The sequence below is a fragment of the Labrys wisconsinensis genome, from assembly GCF_030814995.1.
Classification (GTDB): Bacteria; Pseudomonadota; Alphaproteobacteria; order Rhizobiales; family Labraceae; genus Labrys; species Labrys wisconsinensis.
Window position 1 is genome coordinate 446351 of record NZ_JAUSVX010000002.1, and the last position, 26947, is coordinate 473297.

25 protein-coding genes and 1 riboswitch are annotated in these 26947 nt (G+C 70.4%); of the genes, 20 read left to right on the forward strand and 5 right to left on the reverse strand.

Going from position 1 to position 26947, the window contains the following annotated elements; translation table 11 throughout:
* The first annotated feature begins 3 nt into the window (after window positions 1-3).
* Genes QO011_RS08545 through QO011_RS08575 form a run of 7 tightly spaced genes read left to right on the forward strand, consistent with a single transcriptional unit; the run spans window position 4 to window position 6499 of the window.
* Window positions 4-828, forward strand: coding sequence for an ABC transporter ATP-binding protein (locus QO011_RS08545; RefSeq protein WP_307270290.1), 825 nt, complete (start codon window positions 4-6; stop codon window positions 826-828).
* Window positions 821-1642: an ABC transporter permease gene (locus tag QO011_RS08550; RefSeq protein WP_307270292.1), complete on the forward strand. Its 822-nt coding sequence runs from the start codon at window positions 821-823 to the stop codon at window positions 1640-1642. The genes QO011_RS08545 and QO011_RS08550 overlap by 8 nt, the downstream gene beginning before the upstream one ends.
* A gap of 47 nt (window positions 1643-1689) precedes the next feature.
* The gene (locus QO011_RS08555) at window positions 1690-2715 is read left to right on the forward strand and encodes an ABC transporter substrate-binding protein (RefSeq protein ID WP_307270294.1); all 1026 of its coding nucleotides are present in this window, start codon (window positions 1690-1692) and stop codon (window positions 2713-2715) included.
* A gap of 25 nt (window positions 2716-2740) precedes the next feature.
* On the forward strand, window positions 2741-3676 hold the full coding sequence (locus tag QO011_RS08560) for an ABC transporter substrate-binding protein (protein WP_307270296.1): 936 nt from the start codon (window positions 2741-2743) through the stop codon (window positions 3674-3676).
* Complete coding sequence (locus QO011_RS08565) at window positions 3676-4818, forward strand: NAD(P)/FAD-dependent oxidoreductase (protein ID WP_307270945.1); 1143 nt, start codon at window positions 3676-3678, stop codon at window positions 4816-4818. Before QO011_RS08560 ends, QO011_RS08565 begins: the two co-directional genes overlap by 1 nt.
* Window positions 4815-5081 carry a (2Fe-2S)-binding protein gene (locus QO011_RS08570; RefSeq protein ID WP_307270298.1) on the forward strand — a complete coding sequence of 89 codons (267 nt, stop codon included), beginning with the start codon at window positions 4815-4817 and terminating at the stop codon, window positions 5079-5081. Before QO011_RS08565 ends, QO011_RS08570 begins: the two co-directional genes overlap by 4 nt.
* Window positions 5078-6499, forward strand: coding sequence for an FAD/NAD(P)-dependent oxidoreductase (locus QO011_RS08575; RefSeq protein WP_307270300.1), 1422 nt, complete (start codon window positions 5078-5080; stop codon window positions 6497-6499). Before QO011_RS08570 ends, QO011_RS08575 begins: the two co-directional genes overlap by 4 nt.
* A 402-nt stretch (window positions 6500-6901) precedes the next feature.
* Here the strand turns inward: QO011_RS08575 and QO011_RS08580 are convergent, their stop codons facing one another.
* Window positions 6902-7447 (reverse strand): GNAT family N-acetyltransferase, encoded by a 546-nt coding sequence (locus tag QO011_RS08580; RefSeq protein ID WP_307270302.1) that lies wholly within the window; start codon window positions 7445-7447, stop codon window positions 6902-6904.
* 97 nt (window positions 7448-7544) lie between these two features.
* Window positions 7545-7772, forward strand: a riboswitch (cobalamin riboswitch).
* A gap of 45 nt (window positions 7773-7817) precedes the next feature.
* On the opposite strand from QO011_RS08580, the gene bluB reads away from it, so the two are divergent.
* From bluB to QO011_RS08595, 3 genes are all read left to right on the forward strand, one after another.
* Complete coding sequence (bluB, locus tag QO011_RS08585; RefSeq protein ID WP_307270304.1) at window positions 7818-8570, forward strand: 5,6-dimethylbenzimidazole synthase; 753 nt, start codon at window positions 7818-7820, stop codon at window positions 8568-8570.
* 64 nt (window positions 8571-8634) lie between these two features.
* A complete protein-coding gene (gatB, locus tag QO011_RS08590) occupies window positions 8635-10107 on the forward strand; it encodes an Asp-tRNA(Asn)/Glu-tRNA(Gln) amidotransferase subunit GatB (protein WP_307270307.1) in 1473 nt (490 codons plus the stop codon).
* A 95-nt stretch (window positions 10108-10202) separates the two neighbouring features.
* Window positions 10203-12137: a caspase family protein gene (locus QO011_RS08595; protein ID WP_307270309.1), complete on the forward strand. Its 1935-nt coding sequence runs from the start codon at window positions 10203-10205 to the stop codon at window positions 12135-12137.
* 71 nt (window positions 12138-12208) lie between these two features.
* Here the strand turns inward: QO011_RS08595 and QO011_RS08600 are convergent, their stop codons facing one another.
* Window positions 12209-12619 (reverse strand): hypothetical protein, encoded by a 411-nt coding sequence (locus QO011_RS08600; RefSeq protein WP_307270311.1) that lies wholly within the window; start codon window positions 12617-12619, stop codon window positions 12209-12211.
* Between the two features lie 504 nt (window positions 12620-13123).
* Here QO011_RS08600 and QO011_RS08605 point away from each other — a divergent pair.
* From QO011_RS08605 to ntrC, 5 genes are all read left to right on the forward strand, one after another.
* Window positions 13124-13828 carry a glutathione S-transferase N-terminal domain-containing protein gene (locus QO011_RS08605; RefSeq protein ID WP_307270314.1) on the forward strand — a complete coding sequence of 235 codons (705 nt, stop codon included), beginning with the start codon at window positions 13124-13126 and terminating at the stop codon, window positions 13826-13828.
* Between the two features lie 405 nt (window positions 13829-14233).
* On the forward strand, window positions 14234-14503 hold the full coding sequence (locus QO011_RS08610; protein ID WP_307270316.1) for a sel1 repeat family protein: 270 nt from the start codon (window positions 14234-14236) through the stop codon (window positions 14501-14503).
* Between the two features lie 113 nt (window positions 14504-14616).
* Window positions 14617-15669 carry a tRNA dihydrouridine synthase DusB gene (gene dusB / locus QO011_RS08615; RefSeq protein WP_307270318.1) on the forward strand — a complete coding sequence of 351 codons (1053 nt, stop codon included), beginning with the start codon at window positions 14617-14619 and terminating at the stop codon, window positions 15667-15669.
* Window positions 15666-16766, forward strand: coding sequence for a two-component system sensor histidine kinase NtrB (locus tag QO011_RS08620; RefSeq protein ID WP_307270320.1), 1101 nt, complete (start codon window positions 15666-15668; stop codon window positions 16764-16766). Before dusB ends, QO011_RS08620 begins: the two co-directional genes overlap by 4 nt.
* A 20-nt stretch (window positions 16767-16786) precedes the next feature.
* Window positions 16787-18226, forward strand: coding sequence for a nitrogen regulation protein NR(I) (gene ntrC, locus QO011_RS08625; RefSeq protein WP_307270322.1), 1440 nt, complete (start codon window positions 16787-16789; stop codon window positions 18224-18226).
* A 12-nt stretch (window positions 18227-18238) separates the two neighbouring features.
* Here ntrC and QO011_RS08630 read toward each other — a convergent pair whose 3' ends face one another.
* A complete protein-coding gene (locus QO011_RS08630) occupies window positions 18239-18886 on the reverse strand; it encodes a helix-turn-helix transcriptional regulator (protein WP_307270324.1) in 648 nt (215 codons plus the stop codon).
* Window positions 18887-18968: 82 nt separating this feature from the next.
* Here QO011_RS08630 and QO011_RS08635 point away from each other — a divergent pair, with 82 nt between their 5' ends.
* The gene (locus tag QO011_RS08635) at window positions 18969-20384 is read left to right on the forward strand and encodes an MFS transporter (RefSeq protein ID WP_307270329.1); all 1416 of its coding nucleotides are present in this window, start codon (window positions 18969-18971) and stop codon (window positions 20382-20384) included.
* A 12-nt stretch (window positions 20385-20396) separates the two neighbouring features.
* Here QO011_RS08635 and QO011_RS08640 read toward each other — a convergent pair whose 3' ends face one another.
* The gene (locus QO011_RS08640; protein WP_307270331.1) at window positions 20397-20984 is read right to left on the reverse strand and encodes a TetR/AcrR family transcriptional regulator; all 588 of its coding nucleotides are present in this window, start codon (window positions 20982-20984) and stop codon (window positions 20397-20399) included.
* A gap of 85 nt (window positions 20985-21069) precedes the next feature.
* On the opposite strand from QO011_RS08640, the gene QO011_RS08645 reads away from it, so the two are divergent.
* Window positions 21070-21861: a crotonase/enoyl-CoA hydratase family protein gene (locus tag QO011_RS08645; protein ID WP_307270333.1), complete on the forward strand. Its 792-nt coding sequence runs from the start codon at window positions 21070-21072 to the stop codon at window positions 21859-21861.
* Window positions 21862-21884: 23 nt separating this feature from the next.
* Here the strand turns inward: QO011_RS08645 and QO011_RS08650 are convergent, their stop codons facing one another.
* Window positions 21885-22787, reverse strand: coding sequence for a helix-turn-helix transcriptional regulator (locus QO011_RS08650; RefSeq protein ID WP_370881923.1), 903 nt, complete (start codon window positions 22785-22787; stop codon window positions 21885-21887).
* Window positions 22788-22877: 90 nt separating this feature from the next.
* Here QO011_RS08650 and QO011_RS08655 point away from each other — a divergent pair, with 90 nt between their 5' ends.
* The 3 genes from QO011_RS08655 (at window position 22878) to QO011_RS08665 (ending at window position 26938) form a co-directional block, all read left to right on the forward strand.
* Window positions 22878-23723 carry an SDR family NAD(P)-dependent oxidoreductase gene (locus tag QO011_RS08655; RefSeq protein ID WP_307270337.1) on the forward strand — a complete coding sequence of 282 codons (846 nt, stop codon included), beginning with the start codon at window positions 22878-22880 and terminating at the stop codon, window positions 23721-23723.
* 44 nt (window positions 23724-23767) lie between these two features.
* Entirely contained in the window at window positions 23768-24484 is a 717-nt protein-coding gene (locus tag QO011_RS08660) for an SDR family oxidoreductase (protein ID WP_307270340.1), read from the forward strand.
* Between the two features lie 216 nt (window positions 24485-24700).
* Complete coding sequence (locus QO011_RS08665) at window positions 24701-26938, forward strand: sensor histidine kinase NtrY-like (protein ID WP_307270341.1); 2238 nt, start codon at window positions 24701-24703, stop codon at window positions 26936-26938.
* Window positions 26939-26947 lie beyond the last annotated feature (9 nt).

The window sequence follows — 26947 nt, forward strand, 5'->3', positions numbered from 1 at the left end:
CCCATGACCCGATCGTCCGTGGAGGCGCCTGCGCGCGCTGCCGCCTCGCCGCTGGTCTCCTTCTCCGGCGTCGGCGTCGTCTTCGGCTCGACCGGGGGCCACGGCGCCGTCCGGGCGCTCGAGGACGTCACGCTGGCGCTGGCGGAGGGCGAGTTCGTCTCTCTCGTCGGGCCGTCCGGCTGCGGCAAGAGCACCTTGCTGCGCATCGCCGCCGACCTGCTGGCGCCGACCACCGGCACGGTGGAGGTCGCCGGCCAGAGCCCGAGGGCGGCGCGGCTGCGCCGCGACATCGGCTTCGTGTTCCAGGATTCGGCCCTGCTGGAGTGGCGCAGCATCATCGACAACGTGATGCTGCCGCTCGAGCTGAAGGGCGTCAGCCTGGTCGAGCGACGCGAGCGCGCCGGCGACCTGATCAGGCTGGTCGGGCTCTCCGGCTTCGAGCGCGCCTTTCCGCGCCAGCTGTCGGGCGGCATGCGCCAGCGGGCCTCGATCGCACGGGCGATGTCGACCGCGCCGAAGGTGCTGCTGATGGACGAGCCCTTCGGCGCCCTCGACCAGATCACCCGCGACCGCCTCAACATGGAGCTGCTGGAGCTTTCGCAGCGCCAGCGCATGACGGTGCTGTTCGTCACCCATTCGATCCGGGAGGCGGTGCTGCTGTCGGACCGGGTCGTGGTCATGTCGCCGCGGCCCGGACGCATCCGCCAGGTCCTGGATATCGACCTGGCGCGCCCGCGGCACCTCGCCGTGCGCAACGATGCGCGCTTCATCGCCCTGGCGCAGCAGGGCCTGGCGGAACTGGAGGGAGGGTTCGGAGACCATGGCTAGCATCGCCGCCCCATCCCATCCGGAGCTGGCCTGGTCGCGCCGGGCGGCCGATCTCGCCGTGGCCGCCTGGCCGGCGGTCGTCACCCTCGTCGTTGTCGTCGCGGCCTGGGAATGGGTGATCGCCGCCTGGCAGGTGCCCTCCTACCTCATGCCCGCGCCGAGCGGCATCTGGCAGGCTCTCTGGTTCAACGGCGGCTCGATCTTCGTGCAGGCCGGCATCACGGGCGGCGAGGCGGTGGCCGGGTTCGTCATCGGCTCGGCTCTGGGGGCCCTGCTCGGCGTGGGCTTCGCCTATTCCAGCATCCTCAGCCGCGCGCTGCTGCCCTATGTCATCGCGGCGAACACCATCCCGGTCGTCGGCATCGCACCGATCATCATCCTGTGGCTCGGCAACGGCGTCTCGTCGAAGGTCGCGGTGACGGCGCTGCTGTCGTTCTTCCCGCTGGCGCTCAACATGATGAAGGGCCTGCAGTCCTACGACCGGACGGTGATGGACGTCTTCCACGTCGCGGCCGCCAATCCCTGGCAGCGCTTCCTCAAGATGCGGCTGCCGAGCGCGCTGCCCTACGTCTTCGTCGGCCTCAAGCTCAACGTCACCTTCGCGGTGATCGGTGCCATCGTCGCCGAGTTCGTCCAGGCCGACCGGGGCCTCGGCTTCGTGATCATGTCTTCCTACAAGAACCTCAACATGCCGCGGCTCTGGGCCGCCATGGTCGTCTCGGCGATCATGGGCGTCGTCCTCTTCGCCGTGGTCGCCCGGCTCGAGCGGATCGCCATTCCCTGGCACAGCTCGATGCGGGATCCCTCCTTGTGAGTACCCAAGAACAAGACAGTCACCATCCAGACCAGCAGAGGGACATCATGCCATACGGGTTGCCACAGGCCGCCTTCGCCGCCGCGCTCGCCGTCGCGCTCGGCGCTCCCGCCCATGCCGAGGACACGCTGCGGCTGGAGTGGATCATCCAGGGCCAGTTCGCGGGCCAGCTGGTCGCCTTCGACAAGGGCTACTACAAGGCGGCCGGCGCCGACATCAAGCTGCTGCCGGCCGGCAGCGACATCAAGCCGGCGGTGACCGTGGCCCAGGGCAGCGACACGTTCGGCATCGGCCACCCCAACCAGGTGGTCATGGCCCGTTCGCACGGCGTGCCGCTGGTGATGGTGTCGCAGTACGGGCACAAGAGCGCCCAGGTCTACATCGCCCGCAAGGACGCCGGCATCAACACCCTCGCCGACGTGCGCGGCAAGCGGATCGGCTCCTGGTTCGGCGGCGACGAGGCCGAGTTCCTCGCCATGCTCCATACCGTGAACCTGACGCCCGACGACGTGCATCTGCAGCCGGAGCAGGACAACCCCGTGCCCCAGCTCATCTCCGGCCAGCTCGACGTCATCGAGGCGGTCCGCTACGCGCCGGGCGACATGGCGCCGCTCTACACCAAGTTCAAGGACTCGGACCTGACCTACCTCTATCCCGAGGATGCCGGGGTGGCGATCGTCAACACCGGCCTGTTCACCAGCGAGAAGACCATCGCAGAGCGCCCGGCGCTGGTGCAGGCGGTGGTCGACGCGACGCTGCGCGGCTGGCAGGAGGCACTGGCCGATCCCGAGGCGGCCGCCAAGATCGTGGTCAAGTACAATCCGGAGCTGAAGGAGGCCGACCAGGTCGCGATGATCAAGGCGATGGGCGACATGTTCTGCGCCGGCCCGACCCTGGAGGGCAAGTTCGGCCAGTCCACGGACGCGGAATGGCAGACCGTGCAGAAGGTGCTGCTCAGCTACGGCACCAGCAATCCCGACGGACTGCACGACCCGATCGATCTCGGCAAGGCCTACACCAACGCCTTCTGGGAGAAGGCGCCGGCGAGCGTGAAGACGATCAAATGCAAGTGACCGCCGAAGGCCGCAGCGCGTGGGCATGGCGATGACACCGGTCCGCATCCGCCTCCTGTGGCATCCTCAGCCGCAGTTCGCCGGCTACCTCCTCGCCCAGCACGAGCGGCTGGGCGAGCCGCGGGGCGTCGCCATCGAATGCGTGCCGCTGCGCTTCGACCTCGGGCCGATCGAGGCCGTGCTCTCCGGCGACGTCGCCATGGCGGTCGCGAGCCCGGCGCACATCCTGGAGAGCGGACGGGCGGCGGAGCTGGTGATGCTTCTGGCGATCCAGCAGTCGAGCGCCCTCGTCTATCCCGCACGCCGCTCTGCCGGGATCGGCGCCCCGCGCGATCTCGCCGGGCGGCGCATCGGCGTGTGGCCGGGCCGCGAGGATCTCGAGCTGCGCTGGATGCTGCACCGGCACGGCCTCGGCGAGGGCGCCTGGGTGCCCGTGGCAATGGGCGACACCGTCGCGGGCCTGGTCGGCGCCGCGGTCGACTGTGCCCAGATGACCGTCTATCACGAGGTGCACCAGCTGGAGGCAGCCGCGGGCGGGCTGGGAGACTTCGCCCTGTTCCGGGCCGCCGACGTGGATGCGTGGCTGCTGAAGGACGGGCTCGTCGCTCGCCGGGACTGGGTCGCCGCCCATCCCGCGGAGACCCAGGCGGTCGTCGACGCGGTTCTTGCCGGCTGGACGATGGCCTTTCGCCGGGAAGAGGCGACCCTGCCGCTCTGCGAGGCCCTGCGGCCGGACATGAGCCGCGCCGAGCACCGGGCCCAGCTGCGCGACATCCGATCCCTGGCCATGACTGGCGCGACGCTGGCGCAGGGGCTCGGCTACCCCGATCGGCTGCATATGCAGCGGGCCTGCCGGGCGATGGCCGAGCTCGAAGGCGTGCGGGTCTGCGACCCGGACGGGCTGGTCGACGAACGGTTCTGGGCGAGCGCCCCGGCCGCCAGCCGGAGCGCGGCGTGGTGATGCGCGCCGACGCGGTCGTGGTGGGCGCCGGCGTGGTGGGCGCGGCCGTGGCCGAGGCCCTCAGCCGCGAGGGACGGCGCGTCCATGTGGTGGAGCAGGGCGTACCCGGTGGCGCGGTCTCGGGCGCCAGCCTGGCCTGCATCGGCACGCATATGATGGACGAGGACGAGTTGCCGCTCCTCGTCTGGTCCTGCGCGGCGTGGAGGGCCCTGGCCGAGCATTCGCCCGTCTTCGAATACGAGCGCTGCGGCCAGATCCGCTTCCTCGACCACGAGCACGAGCTCGCCTCGGCGCGGCACTGGATCGCCATGGAGACCGGCGTCGGCCTGGGCTCGCGCCTGATCGAGCCCGACGAGGTCCGCCGCATCGAGCCGATACTCAAGGGGCCGATCCTCGCCGCCACCTGGTCGCCCGACGATGCCGTGGTCAATCCCTTCCTGGCCGTGCGGACGCTGGTCGCGCAGGCCCGTTCCCGTGGTGCGACCGTGCAGAGCGGCACGGCGGTCTCCGGCCTCGCCCTGGAGGGTGGACGCGTGCGCGGCGTCGAGACCGCGGCAGGCCGGATCGAGGCCGGCATCGTCGTCCTCGCCGGCGGTCCCTGGACAGGACGGCTCGCCGCGACCGCCGGCATCGACCTCGCCCTCGTGCCGCGCAAGGCCCAGTGCCTCGCCACGGTGGCGCGCCCGCCGAGCATCCGCAGGGTGGTCGGAGCCTGCAAGGCGGAGGGCGGGGTCGACGCCGGCTACACCCAGATCCAGCAGGCGCGCAGCGGCCAGATCCTGTTCAACACCGTGCTCGCCGGCGGCATCACCGCCGACGGAGGCCCGGACGACATCCGCGAGGCGGACCGGCTGTTCATGCGCGATTCGATCGCGACGCTGCTGCGCCTGTTCCCGGATCTCGCGGACGTCGACCTGCTGCGATCGTGGGTGCGCTACGAGGCGGTCACGCCCGACGACCGGTTCCTCGTCGGTCCGGCGGGGCCGGAGGGCCTCTACATCGCCGCCGGCGACGGCGGCACCGGCTTCATCCGGGCGCCTGCCGTCGGGCGGCTGATCGCCGACCATGTCGCCGGGCGCGAGCCGAGCTTTCGCAGCGACATCTACGCACCCCTGCGCTTTGCCGGAGCGGGGCGGGCATGAGCGACGCGTCGGATGCCGGGCACGTGACCATCGAGATCGACGGCCGGGTCCTGTCGGTGCGCGCCGGCGTGCCGCTGGGCGCCGCTCTGCATGCGCAGGACCGGGTGCTGCGCCGCACCGCTCGGTCGGGGGAGGCGAGGGGCCTGTTCTGCGGCATGGGCCTGTGCTTCGACTGCCTCGTCACCGTGAACGGTCGCGAGGGTGTGCGGGCGTGCGTCACGCCCGCGGCCGAGGGCATGCGCGTCGAGACGGGGCGGCCATGAGGCGGATCGTCACGGACGTCGCGGTGATCGGGGCGGGGCCGGCCGGCCTCAGCGCTGCCCTGGCGGCAGCCCGTGCCGGCGCCCGGGTCGAGCTGCTCGATGCGGGGGCTGCGCCGGGCGGCCAGTACTGGATGCGCGACCTTGACCCGGAGCGCCGCGGCCGCGGACAGAGCGCCGAGGGGCTGGCGGCGGCGGCGCAGGCACGCGACGCCGGCATCGGGATGCACCTGGGTGCCGAGGTCTGGGGCGTCTTTCCCGATCTGCGGATCTGCGCGACTGGTCCGGACGGCCCGATCGAGCTCGCGCCGCGAGCGCTGGTGATCGCCACCGGCGCCCAGGACCGGGTGATGCCGTTCCCGGGCTGGACGCTGGCCGGCGTCATGGCGCCCGGCGCAGGCCAGCGCCTGGCCAAGCTCGGCGGGGTGGCGGCCGGCCGCCGGATCGTGCTGGCCGGCAGCGGTCCTTTCCTGGCGGCGGTGGCGGCGACGCTCGGCAGGCTCGGTGCGGCACCCGCCGTTCTCGTCGAGGCGCGCCGTCCCGACCTCGCCGTCGCCGGCCACCTCGCACGCTTCCCCGAGCGCTGGCGGGAGGCCGTGGGCCTGGTGCGGGCTCTGGCCGCGATCCCGCAGCGGCGCTTCGGCTGGATGGTGACGCATGCGCTGGGGCAGGATCGGCTCGAGGCGGTCCGCATCGCGCCGATCGGAGCCGACGGCCGCCTCGACCGCAGCCGGTCCGAGCTCGTCCCGGACGTCGACGCCCTGCTGGTCGGCTGGGGCTTTCGGCCCTCCATCGAGATCTCCTCGCTGCTCCGCTGCCGCCACCGGCACGACGAAGCCACCGGCGGCTGGTTCTGCGCCGTCGACCCGGATACCGGCGCGACGTCGGTGCCGGGCGTGTTCGCGGCCGGCGAGGTCACCGGGATCGCCGGCTCGCTGCCCGCGCGCTACTCGGGCCGGCTGGCAGGCCTGGGCGCGGCCGCCTTTCTCGGCCTGAGCGTGCCCAGCCAGGACAGGCGGGCCACGATCGTCCGGCTCGGCCGGGCCCGGGCCTTCGCAGCCGGGCTCAACCGCCTGTTCGAGCCCCCGGCGGCCGTGCTGGAAGCCGTGGAGGATTCCTGCATCGTCTGCCGCTGCGAGGAGGTCTCGCGCGCCGAGATCGCCGAGGCCTACCGGGACGGCACGGCCGGCGTCCAGGGCGCCAAGCTCTGGGCCCGCGCCGGCATGGGACGCTGTCAGGGGCGGGTCTGCGGCTGGGCGGTGGCCCGGCTCTGGGCCGAGGCCACGGGACAGGACCCCGCCGGCGCCGGCTTCAACCGGCCGCGCCTCCCCATCCGGCCCGTGCCGCTCTCCGAAGCCCTCGCCGCTCTGCAGCCGGAGGAGCCCGGGCAGGTCGCGGGGGCCCCTTCCCGCGCGCCCTGAAATCGGACCTGTGGAGAAGGATCCCGGCCTCCGACCATTCGGGCTGCACGAGCGGCACGGTGGTGACCGTCGACGGTGGCATCGCCTCGCGGCGCCCGATCGTCCGAAGAGCGTCCGCGGCGGCCTCCGAACGCAACGGAGGCGGACCATGTCGGTCCGCCTCCGGCCTTGCCTTGAAATTCGGGTCTGGTCCGGCCTCGACGGCCAACCGGCGTCAGGCGCCGCGGACCTCGCGCAGAGTAAGGATCCAGAGCGCCGAGGACCGGACTTCACACCGATGAGACACTGGATCACCTCCTTTCGCTGGTTGACGACACCCTAAAGCTGACGGTGATTGCGCTGAATCGCAAGAGGCTTGCTGCGCTGCACCCGACTCCGCCCACAGCCTGTCGCACGGCGGCATCAGCCGGGGGCGTCACGCCGGAACAGCGTGGTGCGCTCGCCCTTGTAGGCGAGGTGGGCCGACGGACGATAGCCGCACCGCTCCGCCATGCGGATGGAGCGCAGGTTGGCCGGGTTGATCAGGCAGATGCTCCGCGCCGTGCCGAAATGCCGTTCGCCCCAGGCCAGGACCTCGCGCATCGCCTCGGTGCCGAAGCCGTGGCCCTGGGCCCAGGGCGCCAGCACCCAGCCCGCTTCCGGCACGCCGTCGAGGCTCGGCTCGATGTCGCGCCGGAAATCGGCGAAGCCGGCCTCGCCGGCGAAGCGGCCGGTCGCCGTCTCCAGGATCGCCCAGTAGCCATAGCCGAGCAGCGACCAATGGCCGGCATAGCGCAGGAGCCGCGCCCACACCTCCTCGCGGCTTGACGGCCGCCCGCCGATGAAGCGCGTCACCTCCGGGTCCGCCCACATCGTCATCATGGCCGGAAAATCCTCGACGCCATGGCCGCGCAGGGTGAGACGGGCGGATTGCAGGACGGGGACGGAGGCGCTCGCTTGAGGGGACATCGGCGTCATCGTGGCGGGACCACGTCCACTATGCCCGCCCGAAGCCGGACCGCAACCGCCGAGCGGATCGGCGCGCTTGCGCCCGCCGCCGCGGCGTGGCACGTCATGCTCGTCTGGTGCCCGCGCGAGCGGGAGAATCGGGAACGCGGTGCAAGTCCGCGACGTGCCCAACGCCGTGACGGGGACCGCTGCGACAACAGGCCACTGGCTCCGGCACAATTTCCGAAGTCCGCCCTGCGGGCGGACCGGAAATTGTGCATGGCCGGGAAGGCGTCGCAGCGGGCGGATCCGGAGCCGGAAGACCGGCCAGACGAAAAGGCCCTTTCCGCGCGGACGGCGGGACGGGCGCGCCGGCATGGTGGGGAAACCGATGCCTCAGTCCGAATCCGCCGTTTCCGCCGGCCTCGCCGCGGCCGGCCCGTTCAGCGATGCCGAGCGCGCGGCGCTCTACCGTGCCATCGAGACGCGCCGCGACGTGCGCGGCGAGTTCCTGCCGCGGCCGGTGCCCGACGCGGTGGTCCGGCGGCTGCTGGAAGCGGCCCATCACGCGCCCTCGGTGGGGCTGATGCAGCCCTGGAACTTTCTCATGATCCGCTCGCCGGACACGCGCGAGCGGGTGCGACAGGCCTTCGAGGCGGCCAATGCCGAGGCGGCGGCGCTGTTCACCGGCGAGCGCGCGGCGCTCTACCGGGCGCTGAAGCTGGAGGGCATCCGCACGGCGCCGCTCAACATCTGCGTCACCTGCGACCGCGCGCGCGGCGGCCCCGTGGTGCTCGGGCGCACCCACAACCCGGACATGGACCTCTATTCCACCGTCTGCGCCGTGCAGAACCTCTGGCTGGCGGCCCGGGCCGAAGGCATCGGCGTCGGCTGGGTGTCGATCTTCGACGAAGGCCGCATGCGCGCGATCCTCGGGATTCCCGCCGGCATCGCCATCGTCGCCTATCTCTGCGTCGGCTATGTCGACCGCCTCCACGACCGGCCGGAGCTCGAGGTGCGCCGCTGGGCCAAGCGTCTGCCGCTGGACGATCTGGTGTTCAGCGAAGCCTGGGGGCGCACCGAGGCCGCAGACGAGCCGGTGGCGGAGGGCGGAATTGCCCCGGCGGGGGGCGGGCAATCTTGATAGCGCGCGCCCGACCCTCTATTCGGGGGCGCGAGAGCCGAATTTCGTGCCCGGAGCCTTGTCCATGACCGCCGTCGTCGACCCCAAGAAGATCATCAAGGGCGCCACGGGCGACTGGGAGCTGGTGATCGGCCTGGAGGTGCATGCGCAGGTCACCTCGCAGGCCAAGCTGTTCTCCGGGGCCTCCACCGGCTTCGGTGCCGAGCCCAACAGCCATGTCTCGCTGGTCGATGCGGCCATGCCCGGCATGCTGCCCGTCATCAACGAGGAATGCGTGCGCCAGGCGATCCGCACCGGGCTCGGCCTCGAGGCGAGGATCAACCACAAGTCCGTCTTCGACCGGAAGAACTATTTCTATCCCGACCTGCCGCAGGGCTACCAGATCAGCCAGTACAAGCAGCCGATCGTCGGCGAGGGCACCGTCATCGTCGAGGTGCCGGAGACCGGCGAGACGCTGACGGTCGGCATCGAGCGCCTGCACCTGGAGCAGGACGCGGGCAAGTCGCTGCACGACCAGCACCCCTCCATGTCCTTCGTCGACCTCAACCGCTCGGGCGTCGCCCTGATGGAGATCGTCTCCAAGCCCGACCTGCGCTCGTCCGACCAGGCGCGCGCCTACGTGACCAAGCTGCGCACGATCATGCGCTATCTCGGCACCTGCGACGGCGACATGGACAAGGGCAGCCTGCGCGCCGACGTCAACGTCTCGGTGCGCCGGCCCGGGGCGCCCTTCGGCACGCGCTGCGAGATCAAGAACGTCAACTCGATCCGCTTCATCGGCCAGGCGATCGAGGCCGAGGCGCGGCGCCAGATCGCCATCCTGGAGGACGGCGGCACGATCGAGCAGGAGACGCGCCTCTACGATCCCGGCAAGGGCGAGACGCGCTCGATGCGCACCAAAGAGGAGGCGCACGACTATCGCTATTTCCCCGACCCGGATCTCCTGCCGCTGGAGTTCGACCAGGCCTATGTCGACGCGCTGGCCATCGACCTGCCGGAACTGCCCGATGCCAAGAAGGCCCGCTTCATCGCCGAGTACGGCCTTTCGCCCTATGATGCCGGCGTGCTGGTCGCCGAGCGCGAATCCGCCGACTTCTACGAGGACGTGGCGAAAGGGCGAGACGGCAAGGCGGCCGCCAACTGGGTGATCAACGAGCTGTTCGGCCGCCTCAATAGGGAAGGCCAGGACATCACGGCCTCACCCGTCTCGGCGGCGCAGCTCGGCGGCATCGTCGACCTCATCGCCGACGGCACCATCTCCGGCAAGATCGCCAAGGACCTGTTCGAGATCGTGTGGAGCGAGGGCGGCGACCCCAGCGCCCTGGTCGAGGCCCGCGGCATGAAGCAGGTCACCGATACGGGCGCCATCGAGGCGGCGGTCGACGCGGTGATCGCCGCCAACCCGGACAAGGTCGAGCAGGTGAAGGCGAAGCCCACCATGCTCGGCTGGTTCGTCGGCCAGGTGATGAAGCAGACCGGCGGCAAGGCGGCGCCGCAGGCGGTGAACGATCTCCTGAAGAGCAAGCTGGGGATCTGACCGGCATCCGGGGCGGTTGTTCCCTCCGGGACAGCGTGCTGGACTGTGACGTCGCACCCATGGCATCCAACTCGTGGAACGAGAGGAGGCCGGCGATGCTGCTTCGTCCTGTCCTGCGCCTCGTGGCGCTGCTGGTCCTGCTGGCGGCACCGAGCGCCGCCCTTGCCGAACGGCGCGTGGCGCTGGTCATCGGCAACTCGGCCTACCGCAACACGGTGCCGCTGCCCAACCCGCGCAACGATGCCGCCGACGTGGCGCGGGCGCTGAAGACGGTCGGATTCGCCGTGATCGAGGGCTACGACCTCGACAAGCGCGGCATGGACGATGCCTTCCGGCGCTTCGCCCACGAGGCCGCCGGCGCCGATGCGGCGCTGTTCTACTATGGCGGCCACGGCATGCAGTTCCAGGGCTCGAACTATCTCATGCCCGTGGATGCCAAGCTCGAAAGCGAGGAGGACGTCACCTACGAGATGGCCAGGGTCGACGATGTCCTCGCCGACCTGCAGCGCGCCAGCGGCATCCGCATCCTGATGCTCGACGCCTGCCGCGACAATCCGCTGGCGCAGCAGCTGCAGGCTCGCATCGGGCCTTCCCGCTCGCTCGGCCTCAGCCGCGGCCTCGCCCGCATCCAAGAGACATCCGGCACGGTCATCGCCTATGCCACGCAGCCCGGTGCCGTGGCTGCCGACGGCGAAGGACGCAACAGCCCCTTCGCCAGTGCCTTCCTCAAGGAGGTCGGCACGCCGGGCCTGGAGGTCGGCAGCCTGTTCCGGCACGTCGCCAGAGACGTGCACGAGGCCACCGGCGGCCGCCAGCTGCCGGAAGTGTCGCTATCGATCCTCGGCGACTTCTACTTCGCCGGCGGCAAGGGGGAGGGCGGGGCGCCGGTAACGCCCGCCGCGCCCACGCAAGTTGCCGTCGTCGCGCCGCCGGCGAGCGTCACGCTCGACGCGGCGGCCGAGGCGGCGGTGGCGGCCTGCGACAAGGCGGCGGCGTCTTCGGAGGACGTCGATCGCCCGTCCGGCGTGCCGGGCGTCGCCTTCAACCGCATCGATCCGCTGGCGGCGGTGGCCGCCTGCCGGACGGCCGTGGCGGCCGCACCGGGCGAGCGCCGCCTCCTGTTCCAGCTCGCCCGCGCCCTCGATGCCTCCGGCAACAGCGAGGAGGCACGAGCGAACCGGGAGAAGGCGGCGGCGGCCGGGTCGGTCTCGGCCATGACCGACCTTGCGCTGATGCTGGAGACCGGCGAGGGTGGCCCGAGGGACGTCGGTCGCGCCGTGGCGCTGTTCGACCAGGCCGCGGCCGCCGGCAACGTCGTCGCCATGCGCGACGTCGCCATCGAGTTCGAGAAGGGCGTCGGCCGTCCGCGCGACGCGGCACAGGCGGCGCTGTGGTACCGCAAGGCCGCGGACACCGGCGATCCCCAGGCCATGGGCTTCCTCGCGACGCTCTACCTCCAGGGCACCGGCGTGCCCAAGGACGCCGGCCAGGCCAAGGTCTGGCTCGACAAGCTGCTCGAGACCGAGCACACCCCGACCATGCTGCGCGTCGGCTACGTGCTGCTCGGCGGCACCGGCGCGGTCAAGGATTTCCGCACCGCCCGCCGCCTGTTCGAGCGGGCGGCGGACCTGGGCGACGCCGACGGCGAGGTCATGCTCGGCAACATGGCCGCGAACGGCATCGGCGGGCCACGCGACCTCGGCGAGGCGCGCCGGCGCTTCGAGAAGGCGGTGGCGCTCGGCAGCGTCAACGCCAAGGCCAGCCTCATGCCGTTCCTGATGGTCGGCGCCGGTGGCGCCGCCCGCGACCCGGACAAGGCCGCGGCCTACGGGCTCGATGCCCTGCGCGGCGGATCGCCGGTGGCGCGCAGCCTGCTCGTCGACAAGTGGCAGGGCTCGCTGACGCCGCAAATGCGCCTGGCCGTCGAGCGGCACCTCGCCGCCGCCGGCCTGCTCAAGCGCCGGCCGGACGGCAGCTACGGCGCCGACACGCTGACGGCCCTGCAGGCCTGGCAGCAGGGGAAGTCGTGAGTGGTACCTCGCGCAGCAGACCGTCTGTTGGTGGGGATCTTGTCGATGCGATCAGAGGCGGAAGCGCGCACTCACTTCACGTCGACATGGATTGTGTTGGTTGCTACTACGCCGTCACTATAGCTCAGACGAAGGACAGCATCATCCGATCCCGCGAAGCCAGGATTGGGCTTGTAATAGACGGATACACCTGAGATTTTTTCACTGTTGCATTTCCAACGAGGATTTATCTTCGGGAATTGAGGATAACTTGCTTCTTGAACGATGCGGAGTGTCCCGTTGTTCGGCTTTGTCATGATTTGCACGACTGGAATACGGAGGAGGGAGCAATCCGGATTGACCTCATGGGCCGTCTGGACCCGAATTTCTCGACCGCTGATCGTCGTTCGCGTGAAGCTGGCCGAACGGTCTGTCGGTGTCGCACACCCCGACAGACTCGCGCCGAGGACGGCGAGGCCGACGAGGGCCAAGGGCTTTTGCATGGGGCTCTCCGGTTTGGGAATGACGATCGCAGGCGTGGGTGGGTCGGGTGCGCCCACTCGGCAGCACCTGCACTTCTCGGCTGACGCAGCGTATGCGCCTGAAGTACCCGTGCGGTCGGACGGGTGGCGCCGAGTTTCATCTTCCGATCGGAAGCTGACTCCCAGACAACAACCTTGCTTGCAACCATCATCAGGTTGCAAGAGCACGGGCACTGCTTGTCGAAAGCCGAATTGCGGCGGCTTTTAGATCGGCGATAATCGGAATGGGATGGTTCGGTGGGATCTTCTATTTCAACGTGTCTGTTGACGCAGTGTGAAGGTCCAACTGCGTCATTTTATGGGCCGAATTTTGCCTGTGTTTGAGCCAATTGTGGCCGCAATGTTTCTGCGTGTAACTGACGGGCGATGACAAGGGGAAGTTGTTCGATATTTGTCGATCAACGGCGTTGAAGGCGCCCGTTGTCGAGCCTATGTCGAGAGGCGCCGAGCAACGGGAGCGCCGCCATGGCCGACACCGCACCGATCGATCTCTATTTCTGGCCCACGCCGAACGGCTACAAGATCACGATCTTCCTGGAGGAGGTTGGGCTTGCCTACAGGGTCATTCCCGTCAACATCGGCAAGGGCGACCAGTTCAAGCCGGACTTCCTGGCGATCTCGCCCAACAACCGCATGCCGGCGATCGTCGATCATGACGGGCCCGGCGGTGCGCCGATCTCGGTGTTCGAATCCGGGGCCATCCTGCAGTATCTCGGCCGCAAGACCGGCCGCTTCTATCCTGCCGACGAGCGGACGCGGGTCGAGGTCGACCAGTGGCTGTTCTGGCAGATGGGCGGGCTCGGGCCGATGGCCGGGCAGGCCAACCATTTCCGGCTCTATGCGCCGGAGAAGATTCCTTATGCCGTCAACCGCTACACCAACGAGGTCAACCGCCTCTACGGCGTGATGAACAGGCGGCTGGCCGACCGCGCGTTCCTGGCCGGCGACTATTCGATTGCCGACATGGCCTGTCTCGGCTGGGCGCGGGGCTGGGAGCGGCAGGGCCAGGACCTCAACGAGTTTCCGCATTTCAAGCGCTGGCTCGAGACGCTGCTGGCGCGCCCGGCGGTGCAGCGCGGGCTGGCGGTGACGACCGAGGATGCCGGCAAGAGCAATCTGGCCACCGACAAGGCGGCGCAGGCGGTCCTGTTCGGCCAGAGGGCGCGCTGAGCGCGGTAGCCCGGCGAGCGGGGCGGTCCGTCGGGCGCCGCTCCGTCCGTCCTTTCCCTGCGACCGGTTCGCCGGCCGGCGCGGCGTCATGCCGGAGCAGCGGGCGTCTGCTCCACGAGGCCTGCGGGCGGAGGCGGGAATCCTTCCTGGAATCGTGGTTTGCAATTCGTTGACGTGGCGGCGAGGGCAGGGCGCCGATGTTAACCTTCGTCCCGGTCTTCGTGAAGGATCAGAGTTTATGCTTTGCAAAATTCATACTGCATTTGAGTTTCATTAGAGGCTGATTCACGAATACTTTTAAGTGGCGATTCAGCCGCCTCCAGCACTCTGGTGCTCAGGAAGGCATCGGCCTTCATCGGGCGACGGGGGCGGCAGAAGCGCCCGCGCCGAGACGGGAGACGGACAATGGCTCGCTTCGAGATCGCTTCGCCGGACCTCGCCGCCATGGCGGGTTGCGCCTTCACCGCCGAGATGTTCTATGATCTCGGCATCCAATGTGCCGCCGGCCGTTCGGGCCATGTCGACCTCGTCGAGGCGCACAAGTTCTTCAACATCGCCGCCGCCAAGGGCGCTCCCGATGCGGCGCGCATGCGCGGGGAGATCGCGGCCGAGATGACCGTCGCGGCCATCGCCGAAGCCCAGCGCGCCGCCCGGGCCTTCCTGGCGGCGCATTGACGATGGAGGCATGCACTGCCCGTTTTAGGGGCATGCACGGAAAACAGGCGGTTTGTCCTTGATGCGGACGCGTGCACTGGCTAAGTTGTGGGCACAGATGGAGTCCCGCGCCTATGTCAGGCACACCGGCCGCGCCAGCGGTTGACACGAAGAGTTCCGGCGCCGGACGCGGCTTCGCGATCGGACGGGTGCAGGTCGAGAACGGCGTGCTGCTGGCCCCGATGTCGGGCGTGACGGACGCCGCCTTCCGGCGCATCGCCCGGCGGCAGGGTGCCGGCCTGGTCGTGTCGGAGATGGTCGCCAGCGACCTCCTGGCGACGGGCGACGAGGAGGCGCGGCTGCGCGCCGAGGCTCCGGGGGAGGGGCTGCACGTGGTGCAGCTCGCCGGCCGCGAGCCCCGCTGGATGGCCGCGGCCGCCGTGGTGGCGGAAGCCTCCGGCGCCGATATCATCGACATCAACATGGGCTGCCCGGCCAAGCGCGTCACCGGCGGCTGGTCCGGCTCGGCGCTGATGCGCGACCTCGACCATGCGCTGACGCTGATCGAGGCCACCGTCGCCGCCGTCGCCGTGCCCGTCACCGTCAAGATGCGGCTCGGCTGGGACACCGACTGCCTCAACGCGCCGGAGCTGGCGCGCCGCGCCGAAGCGGCGGGCGTCGCCATGGTCACGGTGCACGGGCGCACCCGCAACCAGTTCTACAAGGGCAGGGCCGACTGGCCGGCGATCCGCCGGGTCAAGGAGGCCGTCGCCATTCCGGTCGTCGCCAACGGCGATTGCCGTTCGCTCGGCGATGCCCGGGACATGCTGGCCGGTTCCGGCGCCGATGCCGTGATGGTCGGCCGCGCCGCGCAGGGGCGTCCCTGGCTGCCGGGCGCGATCGCCGAGGGGCTGAGGACCGGCCGCCAGCCGCCGCCGCCGCCGCCGGCCGTGCAGCGCGACCTGGCGCTGGAGCATTATCGCGGCCTGCTCGGCCTCTACGGCGCGGCGGCCGGCGTGCGCCACGCCCGCAAGCATCTGGCCTCGACCATGGCCGCGGCGCAGGAGAGCGCCGGCGGCGGCGACGAGCGGCTACGCGCGCGGGTCCTGACCGGCGAGGAGCCGGCCGGGGTGGAAGCCGACTTCACCCGCTTCTTCGACAGTCTCGGGCTGAGGGCCGCGGCATGAGCGACATGTCCGCCAACCTGCCCAACCACGATGCGGCGCTGAACGCGCTGCCGCATGCGGTGCTCTCCGTCAACGCCGAGGGACGCATCACGGACGCCAACATCGCGGCGGAGGCTTTTTTCGAGATCAGCGCGCCGGTGATGCGCCGCTATCATCTGAAGGACCTGCTGCCCTTCGACTCGCCGCTGCTGGCCCTGATCGAGCAGGTGCGCGACCGCGGCGCGCCGGTCAACGAGTACCGTGTCGATATCGGCTCCTCGCGCATCGGCGGCGAGCGGCCGGTCGACATCCAGGTGGCGCCGTTCCTCGACCGGTCCGGCGGCGTGGTGGTGATGCTGCAGGAGCGCACCATCGCCGACAAGATGGACCGCCAGCTCACCCACCGCGGCGCGGCCCGCTCGGTGACGGCCCTGGCGGCCATGCTCGCCCACGAGATCAAGAACCCGCTCTCGGGCATCCGCGGCGCGGCGCAGCTCCTGGAGCAGTCGGTCGACGACCAGGACCGGGCGCTGACCCAGTTGATCTGCGACGAGGCCGACCGGATCGTCAAGCTGGTCGACCGCATGGAGGTGTTCTCGGACGAGCGGCCCGTGGCCCGCGAATCCGTCAACATCCACGTGGTGCTGGAGCACGTGAAGAAGCTGGCCCAGTCGGGCTTCGCCCGCCACATCCGCTTCCTGGAGGAATACGACCCGTCCCTGCCCTCGGTGCACGCCAACAAGGACCAGCTGATCCAGGTGGTGCTGAACCTGGTGAAGAACGCGGCCGAGGCGATCGACGGCCAGCCCGACGGCGAGATCGTGCTGACCACGGGCTTCAAGCCCGGGGTGAAGCTCACGGTGGCCGGCTCGGCTTCGCGCATCAGCCTGCCGCTGGAAGTGTGCATCCGGGACAATGGGCCGGGGGTCCCGGCCGACCTCATCCCGCATCTCTTCGATCCCTTCGTCACCACCAAGGCCACGGGGACCGGGCTCGGCCTGGCGCTGGTGGCCAAGATCGTCGGCGATCACGGCGGCATCGTCGAATGCGACAGCCAGCCGCGGCGCACCACGTTTCGAATTCTCCTCCCGATGTATCGGGCCGAGCGCGGATCATAAGGCGGTTACAGGACATGGCGATGCAGTCAGGCAGCATTCTGGTCGCGGACGACGACGCCGCCATCCGCACGGTGCTCAACCAGGCGCTGTCGCGGGCGGGTTACGAGGTGCGGTCGACCGGCAATGCCACCACGCTCTGGCGCTGGGTCAGCCAGGGGGAGGGCGATCTCGTCATCACCGACGTGGTGATGCCGGACGAGAACGCCTTCGACATGCTGCCGCGCATCAAGAAGCTGCGGCCCGAGCTGCCCGTGGTGGTGATGAGCGCCCAGAACACGCTGATGACGGCGATCCGGGCCTCGGAGAAGGGGGCCTACGACTATCTGCCCAAGCCCTTCGACCTGAAGGAGCTGATCGCCATCGTCGGCCGGGCCCTGACCGAGCCGCGCAACAAGGCTCCCGTCCGCCAGCAGGAGGACGTGGAGGCGATGCCCCTGGTCGGCCGCTCGGCGGCGATGCAGGAGATCTACCGGGTCCTCGCCCGGCTGATGCAGACCGACCTCACGGTGATGATCAACGGCGAATCCGGCACCGGCAAGGAGCTCGTCGCCCGCGCCCTGCACGACTACGGCAAGCGGCGCAACGGCGCCTTCGTCGCCATCAACATGGCGGCGATCCCGCGCGACCTGATCGAATCGGAGCTGTTCGGCCACGAGAAGGGCGCCTTCACCGGCGCCAACAGCCGCTCGGCCGGCCGTTTCGAGCAGGCCGAGGGGGGCACGCTGTTCCTCGACGAGATCGGCGACATGCCGATGGAGGCGCAGACGCGGCTGCTGCGCGTGCTGCAGCAGGGCGAATACACCACCGTGGGCGGGCGCACGCCGATCAAGACGGATGTGCGCATCGTCGCCGCCACCAACAAAGACCTGCGCATCCTGATCCAGCAGGGCTTCTTCCGGGAAGACCTGTTCTTCCGCCTGAACGTGGTGCCGCTGCGCCTGCCGCCGCTGCGCGAGCGGGCCGAGGACGTGCCCGATCTCGTGCGCCATTTCTTCAAGCTCGGCGAGCGCGAGGGCCTGCCGGTCAAGCACATCGACCCTTCGGCGATGGAGCGGATGAAGCGCCATCGCTGGCCCGGCAATGTCCGCGAGCTGGAGAACCTGGTGCGGCGCCTGGCCGCGCTCTATCCCCAGGAGACGATCACCGCCTCGATCGTCGACCAGGAACTGTCGACGCCGGAATCCATGCCGCTGGAAGGCGAGTCGCTGGCCGACGAGACGCTGTCGGCCTCGGTCGAGCGGCACATGGCGCGCTATTTCGGCAAGTTCGGCGACGACCTGCCGCCGCCCGGCCTCTACCACCGCATCCTCAAGGATGTGGAGGAGCCGCTGATCGGCGCGGCGCTGGCGGCGACCCGCGGCAACCAGATCAAGGCGGCAGAGCTGCTCGGCGTCAACCGCAACACCCTGCGCAAGAAGATCCGCGACCTCGACATCCAGGTCATCCGCACCATGCGGTGAGGGCGGGCCCGGTCAGGATGCGGCGGGCTGTGCCTGCGTCGCCGCGCTGATGCGGTAGGCGCAGCGCCGCGCCCCCGCGACGATGTGGTCGAGGCGCTCGACCCGCCAGTCGCGGCCCACCACCTCGCGGAAGAGGTCGAGCTCGCTGGCGCAGAAGCCTTGGCAGACCATGGCCGCGGCGCAGATCGGGCAATGGTTCTCGACGAGCAGGAAGGACCCGTCCGGCTCCCGGGTCCAGGCCGCCATGTAGCCTTCGGCCGAGCGCGCCTCGGCGAGCGCCGCCAGTCGGCCTTCGATCGAGGGCCTGATGCCGCAGCGGCTGCGATAATAGGCCCGGACATGCCCGGCACGGCGCGCCACGACGGCGTCTAGCCCGGCTTCGCCGAACTCGTCGCGGATCAGGCCGATCAGCTCGGCCGTGAGCTCGGCATGGGTGTCGGGAAAGCGCGCCTGCGCCGCCCCGGTCAGCGACCAGGCGCGGCGGGGCCTGCCGCGGCCGGCCGGCGTGTCGGCGAAAGCCACCAGCCCGTCGCGCAGCAGCCGCTCGAGGCTCTGGCGCGCCGCCTGGGCGCTGATGCCGAGGCGCGACGCCAGGGCCTCGGCGCTGGCCGTGCCGTGCATCTTCAGATGGAACAGGATCGCGTCCGAGCCTTTGTCCAAGCCGCCTCGCTAATTTGACAATCTGATACTTGCTTAATTTCTCGAATTAGGCAAGCCTGGCATTGTCAAAAAGGAGATGGCCATGGAGCGGCAATCGATCTGGCGCGAGCTCGCCGCCACCGGCCACCTCAAGACCTTCGCGGTGATCTGCGGCGGCATCTGGCTGCATGCGGCCGATTCGCTGGTGACGGCGACGCTGATGCCGGCGGCGATCGGCGATATCGGCGGCCTCACCTTCATCAACTGGACGATCTCGCTCTACCAGGCCGGCTCGATCGTCACCGGCGCGGCCGCCGGAGCGGCGACCCAGCGCCTCGGCCTCAGGGCGGCATTCCTGGCCGCCATGCTGGTCTATGGCCTGGGCTGCCTGGTCGCTGCCCTCGCGCCGACCATGGCGCTGATGCTGGCCGGGCGGCTGATGCAGGGCATGGGCGGCGGCATGCTCTTGTCGCTCGGCTATGTCGCGACGCAGGCGCTGTTCCCCCGGCACCTGTGGACGCGGCTGATCGCCATGGAGGCGGTGATCTGGAGCGTGGCCGCGCTGTGCGGTCCGCTGCTCGGAGCCCTGTTCGTCGAGCTCGGCTTCTGGCGCGGCGCGTTCTGGATGTTCGCGGCGCAGGCGAGCCTGCTGATGCTTGCGGTGGCGGCGCTGATCCCGGGAACGGCGGCGGAGGTGCCGGGTGGGCGCTGGCCCTGGCTGCCGCTCCTGCTGCTGTTCGCCGCGACGCTCGCCGTCGCCACCGCCGGTGAGGTGAGGGGCACGGCGCCGTCGCTCCTGCTCGGCGGGCTCGGCCTCGGGCTCCTCGTCCTGGCGGCGTTGGCCGATCGGCGCTCGCCCGACCGGATGCTGCCCCGCAACACGCTGACGCCGGGCCATCCGGTCGCCGCAGGCCTTCTGATGGTGCTCACCATCTCGGCCGCGACCACGGGTTTCTGGGTCTATGGGCCATTGATCCTCAAGGTGCTGTTCGAGGCGCCGCCCCTGGTGGCGGGCTGGCTGCTGGCGGCCGAATCCATCGCCTGGAGCCTCGGCACGCTGACGGTCTCGCGCGCCTCGGCCGCCCGCCAGCCGGGCCTGATCCGTCTCGGCATCGGGCTGGCCGCGGCCGGCGCCTGCGGCTTCCTGCTGGCGATCCCGGGCCGGTCCCTCGTCGGCGTGTCGCTCTGCGTGCTCCTGCAGGGCGCCGGATTCGGCGTGTTCTGGCCGTTCCTGATGGGACGGCTGGTGACGAACGCACCCCGCGAGGAGCAGGCCCTCGCCGCCTCCGCCGCGCCCAATGTCCAGCGCATCGGCTATGCCCTCGGCGCGGCCGCCGCCGGCATCTCCGCCAATTCCGCCGGCCTGGCCGAGGGCATGACCGCGGATGAGGCGGTCTTCGCCTCCACATGGGTGTTCGCGGTGTTCGTGCCGCTGGTCGCGGTGGCCTGTGCCGCGGCGTGGCGCTTCACCGCCGCGGAGGGGCCGAGCGCCGTCGAGGTCCGGCGGCCGCTCGGCTGATCGGAGCCGCGGTCAGGCTGCGCGCGGCTTGCCGAGCGCCGCTTCGATGAGCGAACGGGCCGCCTCGCCGGCCGTCTCCATGTAGGACGGGTCGCGGTGCAGCAGGACGACGGCGAAGGAGCCGTCCATCAGGAGAACGACCTGCCGGGCGAGGCGTTCCGCACCGGCAAGCCCAGCGGCCTCGAAGGTGGAGCGCAGCCAGGCCTCGAGGCGGCGCTTGTGTGCCGCGCCGACCTTCATGGCGGGGTGGCCGGGCAGGTTGGCGAGCTCGGCCGAGGTGCGCAGGAAGCCGCAGCCCTTCCATCTGGGGTGGCGCGCCGCGCGGGCGAGATGGGTGAAGATGCCCTGGACCCTGGCCGCGACGTCGCCGTCCGTCGCTGCGAACCAGCGCTGGAACAGGGCGAGGTTGGGCTGGTCGCGGCTATCGAGATAGGCGGCGACGAGGTCGTCCTTGCTCCGGAAATGATAGTAGAGCGTGCGCTTGGTGACGCCGGCCTTCGCCGCCACCGCGTCGACGCCGACGCTGCGGATCCCCTCGTCGTAGAACAGCTTCGTCGCGGCGGCGACGATGCGCTCGCGGGTCGGACTCGGGCCTGCCATGCCGCGTGATGTATACTGACCAGTGAATATACACAATGCGCCGATCCTCCTACGGTCTGGGCCGAAACCACCAGGAGACCAGGCCATGTCCGACATCGTGCTGATGCAGGTCGAAGACCGGATCGCGCTGTTGACGCTCAACCGGCCGGACAAGCTGAATGCCCTGAACTACGCCCTGATCGACCGGCTGATGGCGCTGCTCGACGAGATCGAGCTCTGCGCCGGGATCGGCGCCGTGATCCTCACCGGCGCCGGCGAGCGGGCCTTCTCGGCCGGCGCCGACATCGGCGAGTTCTCCGCGAGCCTGCGGGCGGGGACCGGGCAGGCGCTGGCCCATTTCGTGCGGCGCGGCCAGGCGCTGACGGCGCGCCTGGAAGCCTTTCCCAAGCCGGTCATCGCCGCGGTGAACGGCCTCGCTTATGGCGGCGGCTGCGAGATCACCGAGGCGGCCCATCTTGCGGTCGCGGCGGAGGATGCGCTGTTCGCCAAGCCGGAGATCGCGCTCGGCATGCCGCCGACCTTCGGCGGCACGCAGCGCCTGCCGCGCCTCGCCGGGCGCAAGCGCGCCCTGGAGCTGCTGCTGACCGGCGATCCCTTCGACGCCGCCCATGCCGCCGCGATCGGGCTGGTCAACCGCGTCGTGCCGCGCGCCGAGGTGCTGGAAACGGCGCGGGCGCTGGCCGGGCGCATCCTGCGCCATTCGCCGCTCGCCGCCGGCGCGGTCATCACCGCCGTGACGCGCGGCCTGAACATGGGCATCGACGAAGGCCTGCGCATGGAGGCCGAGCAGTTCGCCCGCATGGCGCCGACCCATGACCTCGCGGAGGGACTGTCGGCCTGGATCGAACGGCGCCCGCCCGCCTATGCCGGCCGCTGAGGCCTGCCGCGGCGCCCCGGTGGCTAACCGGCGGCGCTGCGGGCAGGGGCGATCCCGGACCCGGCCGAGGCACGCTGGAGCAGCGCATCGAGCTTGGCCACGGTTCCCGCTTCCGCGAGCGGGGTATAGACCACCAGCTTCATGTCCGTGCCGCCGACCGCGGCGAAGCTGGTATACTCGAACAGCATCAGCCCGCCTTCCGGATGCCGGATGCGCTTGTGCCCGGTGAAGGGGCGCAGCACCTCGTGCCGGGGCCACCACGCCCGGAATTCCGGGCTCGCCTGCATCAGCCTCGCCACGAGCCGCGCGAAATCCGGGTCGCCGGCATAGCGGGCACTGTCGGCGCGGAACATGCCCAGCGAGGCGGAGGCAAGCTCGGCCCAGTCGACCAGCAGGCGGCGATGCTCCGGGTCGGCGAAGACGAGATGCATGGCGTTGCGCTCGTCGCCCTCCAACCGGCCATAGTCGCCGAACAGCGCCACGGCCGCCCGGTTCCAGGCGAGCACGTCCCAGCGACGGCCGAGGACATAGGCAGGCTGGCCGGTCAGGCTCTCCAGCATGCGCAGGATCGGCTCGTCGACGCGCTCGGGGCCGGTCGAGGGCGGCTCCGGCACCGGCCTGTCGGACAGGAGGAAGAGGTGCCGCCGCTCGGCCGGATCGAGCTGCAGCGCGCGCGCCAAAGCCGCGAGGACCTCCGGCGACGGACGGACGTCCCGTCCCTGCTCGAGCCACGTGTACCAGGTGGTGCCGACCCCGGCGAGGAGCGCGACCTCGTCCCGCCGCAGCCCGGGCGTGCGCCGGCGGACGCCGTCGGGCAGCCCGACGCTCGCCGGCGTGAGCCTCTCGCGGCGCGAGCGCAGGAACGCGCCGAATTCCTGGTGGCGGGCCTGCGCGATGGTCGTGCTGTCGCTCATGTCCGCCATCATAGCAGGAGCAATACCAGGATAGCACCGAAACTGTTTGGCCGGCCGCGAGGCTGGCAGGATGCGCCCATCGCAATCGCGAGGCGGACGGACATGGCGACGACAGGCAGGACGGTCTTGATCACCGGGGCGACGGACGGTGTCGGGCGGCGCGTGGCCGAGCGGCTCGCCGCGGACGGCGCAACCGTGCTGGTGCATGGCCGCGACCGGCCACGGGCCGAGGAGCTGTTGGCCGGCATCCGCCGGGCCGGCGGGACGGCGACCTTCTATCCCGCGGATTTCTCCGCGCTGTCGGAGGTGCACGCCCTGGCCGAAGCGGTGCGGCGCGATCACCACCGTCTCGACGTCCTGGTCAACAATGCCGGCATCGGCACCGCGGGACCGGGGCCCGGGCGGCAGACGAGCCGGGACGGTCACGAACTGCGCTTTGCCGTGAACTATCTGGCGGGCTTCCTGCTGACGCGCCTGCTGCTGCCGCTGCTGGCGGCGAGCCGCCCGGCCCGGATCGTCAACGTCGCCTCCGCCGGCCAGCAGGCCATCGATTTCGCCGACGTCATGCTGACGCGCGGCTATAGCGGCACGCGGGCCTACTGCCAGAGCAAGCTGGCGCAGATCATGTTCACCTTCGATCTGGCGGAGGAGCTGGACGGCACGGGCGTCACCGCCACGTGCCTGCATCCCGCCAGCTACATGGACACGACCATGGTGCGGGCGAGCGGCGTCAGGCCGCTCAGCACGGTGGAGGAGGGGGCCGACGCGATCCTGCAGCTGGCGACATCCCCCGGGACGTCCGGTCGATCGGGCCTCTATTGCGACGGGCTGCAGCCCTCGCGTGCCCATGCCCAGGCCTATGACGGGGCGGCCCGCGAGCGCCTGCGCCTGCTCAGCGCCCAGCTCGCCGGCCTGCCGGAGACCCGGCCCGGGCGGTCCGGCTGCTGAGCCTCGCAAATGACCCATGCACGGCAACCAGGAAAGCACGGATCATGTCGTCCCAGCACGCAGTCATCGTCGGCGGATCGTCTGGAATCGGCCTGGCGACCGCTCGCCACCTCATGGCGCTCGGCCTCGCCGTGACCATCGCCGGCCGCAGCGAGCCCCGATTGCAGGCGGCGCGGCAGGCGCTCGGCGGCGATGTCTCGGCGGTGGTGATCGATGCCGCCGACGGCGGGAGCGTGCAGCGGGCCTTCGCGCAGATCGGGACGTTCGACCATCTCGTCCTGGCGCTCGGCAGCTCCAGGGGTCTCGGTCCCTTCGCCACGATCGATCCAGCCGACATGCGGCTCGGGTTCGAGGAGAAAGTCTTCCCGCATTTCGCCTGCGCCCAGGCGGCGATGCCCCACCTGCGCAAGGACGGCAGCATCGTGTTCGTCGCGGCCGTCTCGGCCCATGCGGCCGTGCCCGGCACGTCCGGGATCGGTGCCGCCAACGCGGCGGTCGCCGCCCTCGTGCCCACTCTCGCCGCCGAGCTGCGGCCGCTGCGCGTCAACGGCGTCTCCCCGGGCCTCGTCGACACGCCGTGGTGGGACTTCCTGCCCCAGGAGCAGAAGACGACGCTCTTCGCCCAGTACGTCGCCAGGACGCCGGTCGGGCGCATCGGCCGGCCGGAGGATGTGGCCCAGGCGATCGCCTTCCTGATCTGCTCCGACTTCATGGATGGGGTGGTCATCGTCTGCGACGGCGGCCTGCGGCTCGCGGCATAGGCGCCGGAGGCGGTGCACGGCAGGCGGCCGGCGCCGCCAGACCCGCGCCAGAAATGGCGGCCGCTCGCGCAGTGTGACAATTCGGTGATGACCTAACGGCAGACTGCCTGTGATTTTCCCCGCTCACGTCAAGATGTAGTCGCAATTCGGCAACACTGGTGTAAGCGAGCATCACCGGTCCGTCGCTCGGACCCAGAAGGAAGGTCCGTCTCCGGAATGGCCGATCAGGTTGTATCCGGTTCGGCGCCCCAGGCGCCGGCCGCCTTGCCGACACGGCGCCTCGGCGTCGTCGGGCCGGCCCTGGTGCTGCTGGCCATCGCCTCGGCGGTCGTGACCTTCCTAGTCCTGACCGGATTGTCGCCGTTCGAGCCGACGCACCAGGTGGTCATCGCGCTGCTGGCGGTCAATGTGGGCTTCGGCCTGGCGCTGATCGCGCTGATCGGGGTCGAGGTGGGCCGCCTCGTCCGCGCCCGCTATCGCGGGCAGGCCGGCGCGGCGCTGCACATGCGCATCATCGGCCTGTTCTCGATCGTGGCGGCCATGCCGGCGATCCTGGTCTCGGCCATCGCCTTCATCACCCTCGATCGCGGTCTCGACAACTGGTTCTCGACGCGGGTGCGCAACATCGTCGAGACCTCGCTGGTGGTCGCCAACGCCTATGTCGAGGAGCAGGGCCGCCTGATCCAGGGCGAGGCGCTGGCCATGGCCTCGGATCTCAACCGGGCCCAGCCCGTCTACGGCACGGACCCGCAGCGCTTCATCGAATATCTCAAGGCCCAGGGCGCCATCCGCGGCCTGCCCGGCGCGATGCTGATGACCCGCTCGCGCGACATCAAGGAACGGGCCGACATCCTCGCCGGCTTCGAATATCCGCTGCCGCCGGCCGAGGCCGTCGCCGACGCGGACAATCAGGACGCGGTGGTGATCGCCCCGGGCTCGCGCAACGTCATGGGGGCCGTGGTCAAGCTCTCGGCCTATGACGACCGCTACCTCTTCGTCGCCCGGCCGTTCGACCCGAAGGTGGCCCAATATCTGCGCGAGACCCAGGCGAGCACTGCCGAGTACCGCCTGCTCGAGGACAGGCGCTCCGGGGTCCAGGTCGCCTTCGCCGTGATGTTCGTGATCATCGCCCTCCTGATGCTGCTGGCGGCGATCTGGATCGGCCTCGCCTTCGCCGACCGGCTGGTCGAGCCGATCCGCCGGCTGATCAACGCGGCGGACCAGGTTGCGGAAGGCAACCTTTATGTCCGCGTTCCCGTTGACAAGGGGGAGGGCGATCTTGCCAATCTCGGTGCCACCTTCAACAACATGACGGACACGCTGCGCAGCCAGCGCAACGACCTGCTGGGCGCCAACGACCTGCTCGACAGCCGCCGCCGCTTCATGGAGGCGGTGCTGTCGGGCGTGTCGACCGGCGTGATCGGCATCGACGAGGAGGGCAAGGTCACCGTCCTCAACCCGGTGGCCGAGCGGCTGATCGGCATCACGGAAGCCCCGCTCGGGCAGAATCTGTCCGAGCTCGTGCCCGAGCTCGCGCCCTACCTCACCGACGCCATCGCCGGGCGCTCGCGCCTGGTGCAGGGCCAGATCGCGCTGACGCGCGACACCCGCGAGCGCAACGTCATGGTGCGCGTCACCAGCGAGCAATCCTCCATGCGCGAGCACGGCTACGTCGTGACGCTCGACGACATCACCGAGCTGGTGGTGGCGCAGCGCAGCTCCGCCTGGGCCGACGTGGCGCGGCGCATCGCCCACGAGATCAAGAACCCGCTGACGCCGATCCAGCTGTCGGCCGAGCGCATCCGCCGCAAATACGGCAAGGTGATCACCGAGGACCGCGAGGTCTTCGACCAGTGCACGGACACGATCGTGCGGCAGGTCGACGACATCAAGCGCATGGTCGACGAGTTCTCGTCCTTCGCGCGCATGCCCAAGCCCGCCTTCGCCCGCGAAGACCTCGCCGACATGGTCAAGCAGGTCGTGTTCCTGATGCGGGTCGGCAATCCGGAGGTCAATTTCGAGTTCGCCGCTCCAGCCGAGCCCGTCGTCGCCCGTTTCGACCGGCGTCTCCTGTCGCAGGCGGTGACCAACATCGTCAAGAACGCCGCCGAGGCGATCGCCGGCGTGCCGGAGGAGGTGCGTGGACAGGGACAGGTCAGTGTCTCGGTTGTGCGAAATGACACGACCGTGGCGATCGAGGTGACCGACAACGGCGTCGGCCTGCCGAAGGAGAATCGACAGCGGCTGCTGGAGCCCTACGTCACCACGCGGGAGAAGGGCACCGGGCTCGGCCTCGCGATCGTCGGCAAGATCATGGAAGAGCACGGCGGCGGCATCGAGCTTCTCGACGCGCCGGCCGTGGCGACGGGAGGACGCGGCGCCTTGCTGCGCCTGTGGTTCCCCGTCGAAGGCGAACACAAGAGCGAGGCGGTCCTCACCGCCGGCGCAGAATAGGGCACAAGC

Coding starts and splice junctions, on each gene's coding strand:
- QO011_RS08565 (WP_307270945.1), top strand. CDS start 3,676: ATGCGCGCCGACGCGGTCGTGGTGGGCGCCGGCGTGGTGGGCGCGGCC.
- QO011_RS08645 (WP_307270333.1), top strand. CDS start 21,070: ATGTCCGACATCGTGCTGATGCAGGTCGAAGACCGGATCGCGCTGTTG.
- QO011_RS08545 (WP_307270290.1), top strand. CDS start 4: ATGACCCGATCGTCCGTGGAGGCGCCTGCGCGCGCTGCCGCCTCGCCG.
- QO011_RS08555 (WP_307270294.1), top strand. CDS start 1,690: ATGCCATACGGGTTGCCACAGGCCGCCTTCGCCGCCGCGCTCGCCGTC.
- gatB (WP_307270307.1), top strand. CDS start 8,635: ATGACCGCCGTCGTCGACCCCAAGAAGATCATCAAGGGCGCCACGGGC.
- QO011_RS08635 (WP_307270329.1), top strand. CDS start 18,969: ATGGAGCGGCAATCGATCTGGCGCGAGCTCGCCGCCACCGGCCACCTC.
- QO011_RS08600 (WP_307270311.1), bottom strand. CDS start 12,619: ATGCAAAAGCCCTTGGCCCTCGTCGGCCTCGCCGTCCTCGGCGCGAGT.
- QO011_RS08650 (WP_370881923.1), bottom strand. CDS start 22,787: ATGATGGCGGACATGAGCGACAGCACGACCATCGCGCAGGCCCGCCAC.
- QO011_RS08575 (WP_307270300.1), top strand. CDS start 5,078: ATGAGGCGGATCGTCACGGACGTCGCGGTGATCGGGGCGGGGCCGGCC.
- QO011_RS08660 (WP_307270340.1), top strand. CDS start 23,768: ATGTCGTCCCAGCACGCAGTCATCGTCGGCGGATCGTCTGGAATCGGC.
- QO011_RS08595 (WP_307270309.1), top strand. CDS start 10,203: ATGCTGCTTCGTCCTGTCCTGCGCCTCGTGGCGCTGCTGGTCCTGCTG.
- dusB (WP_307270318.1), top strand. CDS start 14,617: ATGTCAGGCACACCGGCCGCGCCAGCGGTTGACACGAAGAGTTCCGGC.
- QO011_RS08620 (WP_307270320.1), top strand. CDS start 15,666: ATGAGCGACATGTCCGCCAACCTGCCCAACCACGATGCGGCGCTGAAC.
- QO011_RS08580 (WP_307270302.1), bottom strand. CDS start 7,447: ATGTCCCCTCAAGCGAGCGCCTCCGTCCCCGTCCTGCAATCCGCCCGT.
- QO011_RS08655 (WP_307270337.1), top strand. CDS start 22,878: ATGGCGACGACAGGCAGGACGGTCTTGATCACCGGGGCGACGGACGGT.
- QO011_RS08665 (WP_307270341.1), top strand. CDS start 24,701: ATGGCCGATCAGGTTGTATCCGGTTCGGCGCCCCAGGCGCCGGCCGCC.
- ntrC (WP_307270322.1), top strand. CDS start 16,787: ATGCAGTCAGGCAGCATTCTGGTCGCGGACGACGACGCCGCCATCCGC.
- bluB (WP_307270304.1), top strand. CDS start 7,818: ATGCCTCAGTCCGAATCCGCCGTTTCCGCCGGCCTCGCCGCGGCCGGC.
- QO011_RS08610 (WP_307270316.1), top strand. CDS start 14,234: ATGGCTCGCTTCGAGATCGCTTCGCCGGACCTCGCCGCCATGGCGGGT.
- QO011_RS08605 (WP_307270314.1), top strand. CDS start 13,124: ATGGCCGACACCGCACCGATCGATCTCTATTTCTGGCCCACGCCGAAC.
- QO011_RS08570 (WP_307270298.1), top strand. CDS start 4,815: ATGAGCGACGCGTCGGATGCCGGGCACGTGACCATCGAGATCGACGGC.
- QO011_RS08560 (WP_307270296.1), top strand. CDS start 2,741: ATGGCGATGACACCGGTCCGCATCCGCCTCCTGTGGCATCCTCAGCCG.
- QO011_RS08550 (WP_307270292.1), top strand. CDS start 821: ATGGCTAGCATCGCCGCCCCATCCCATCCGGAGCTGGCCTGGTCGCGC.
- QO011_RS08640 (WP_307270331.1), bottom strand. CDS start 20,984: ATGGCAGGCCCGAGTCCGACCCGCGAGCGCATCGTCGCCGCCGCGACG.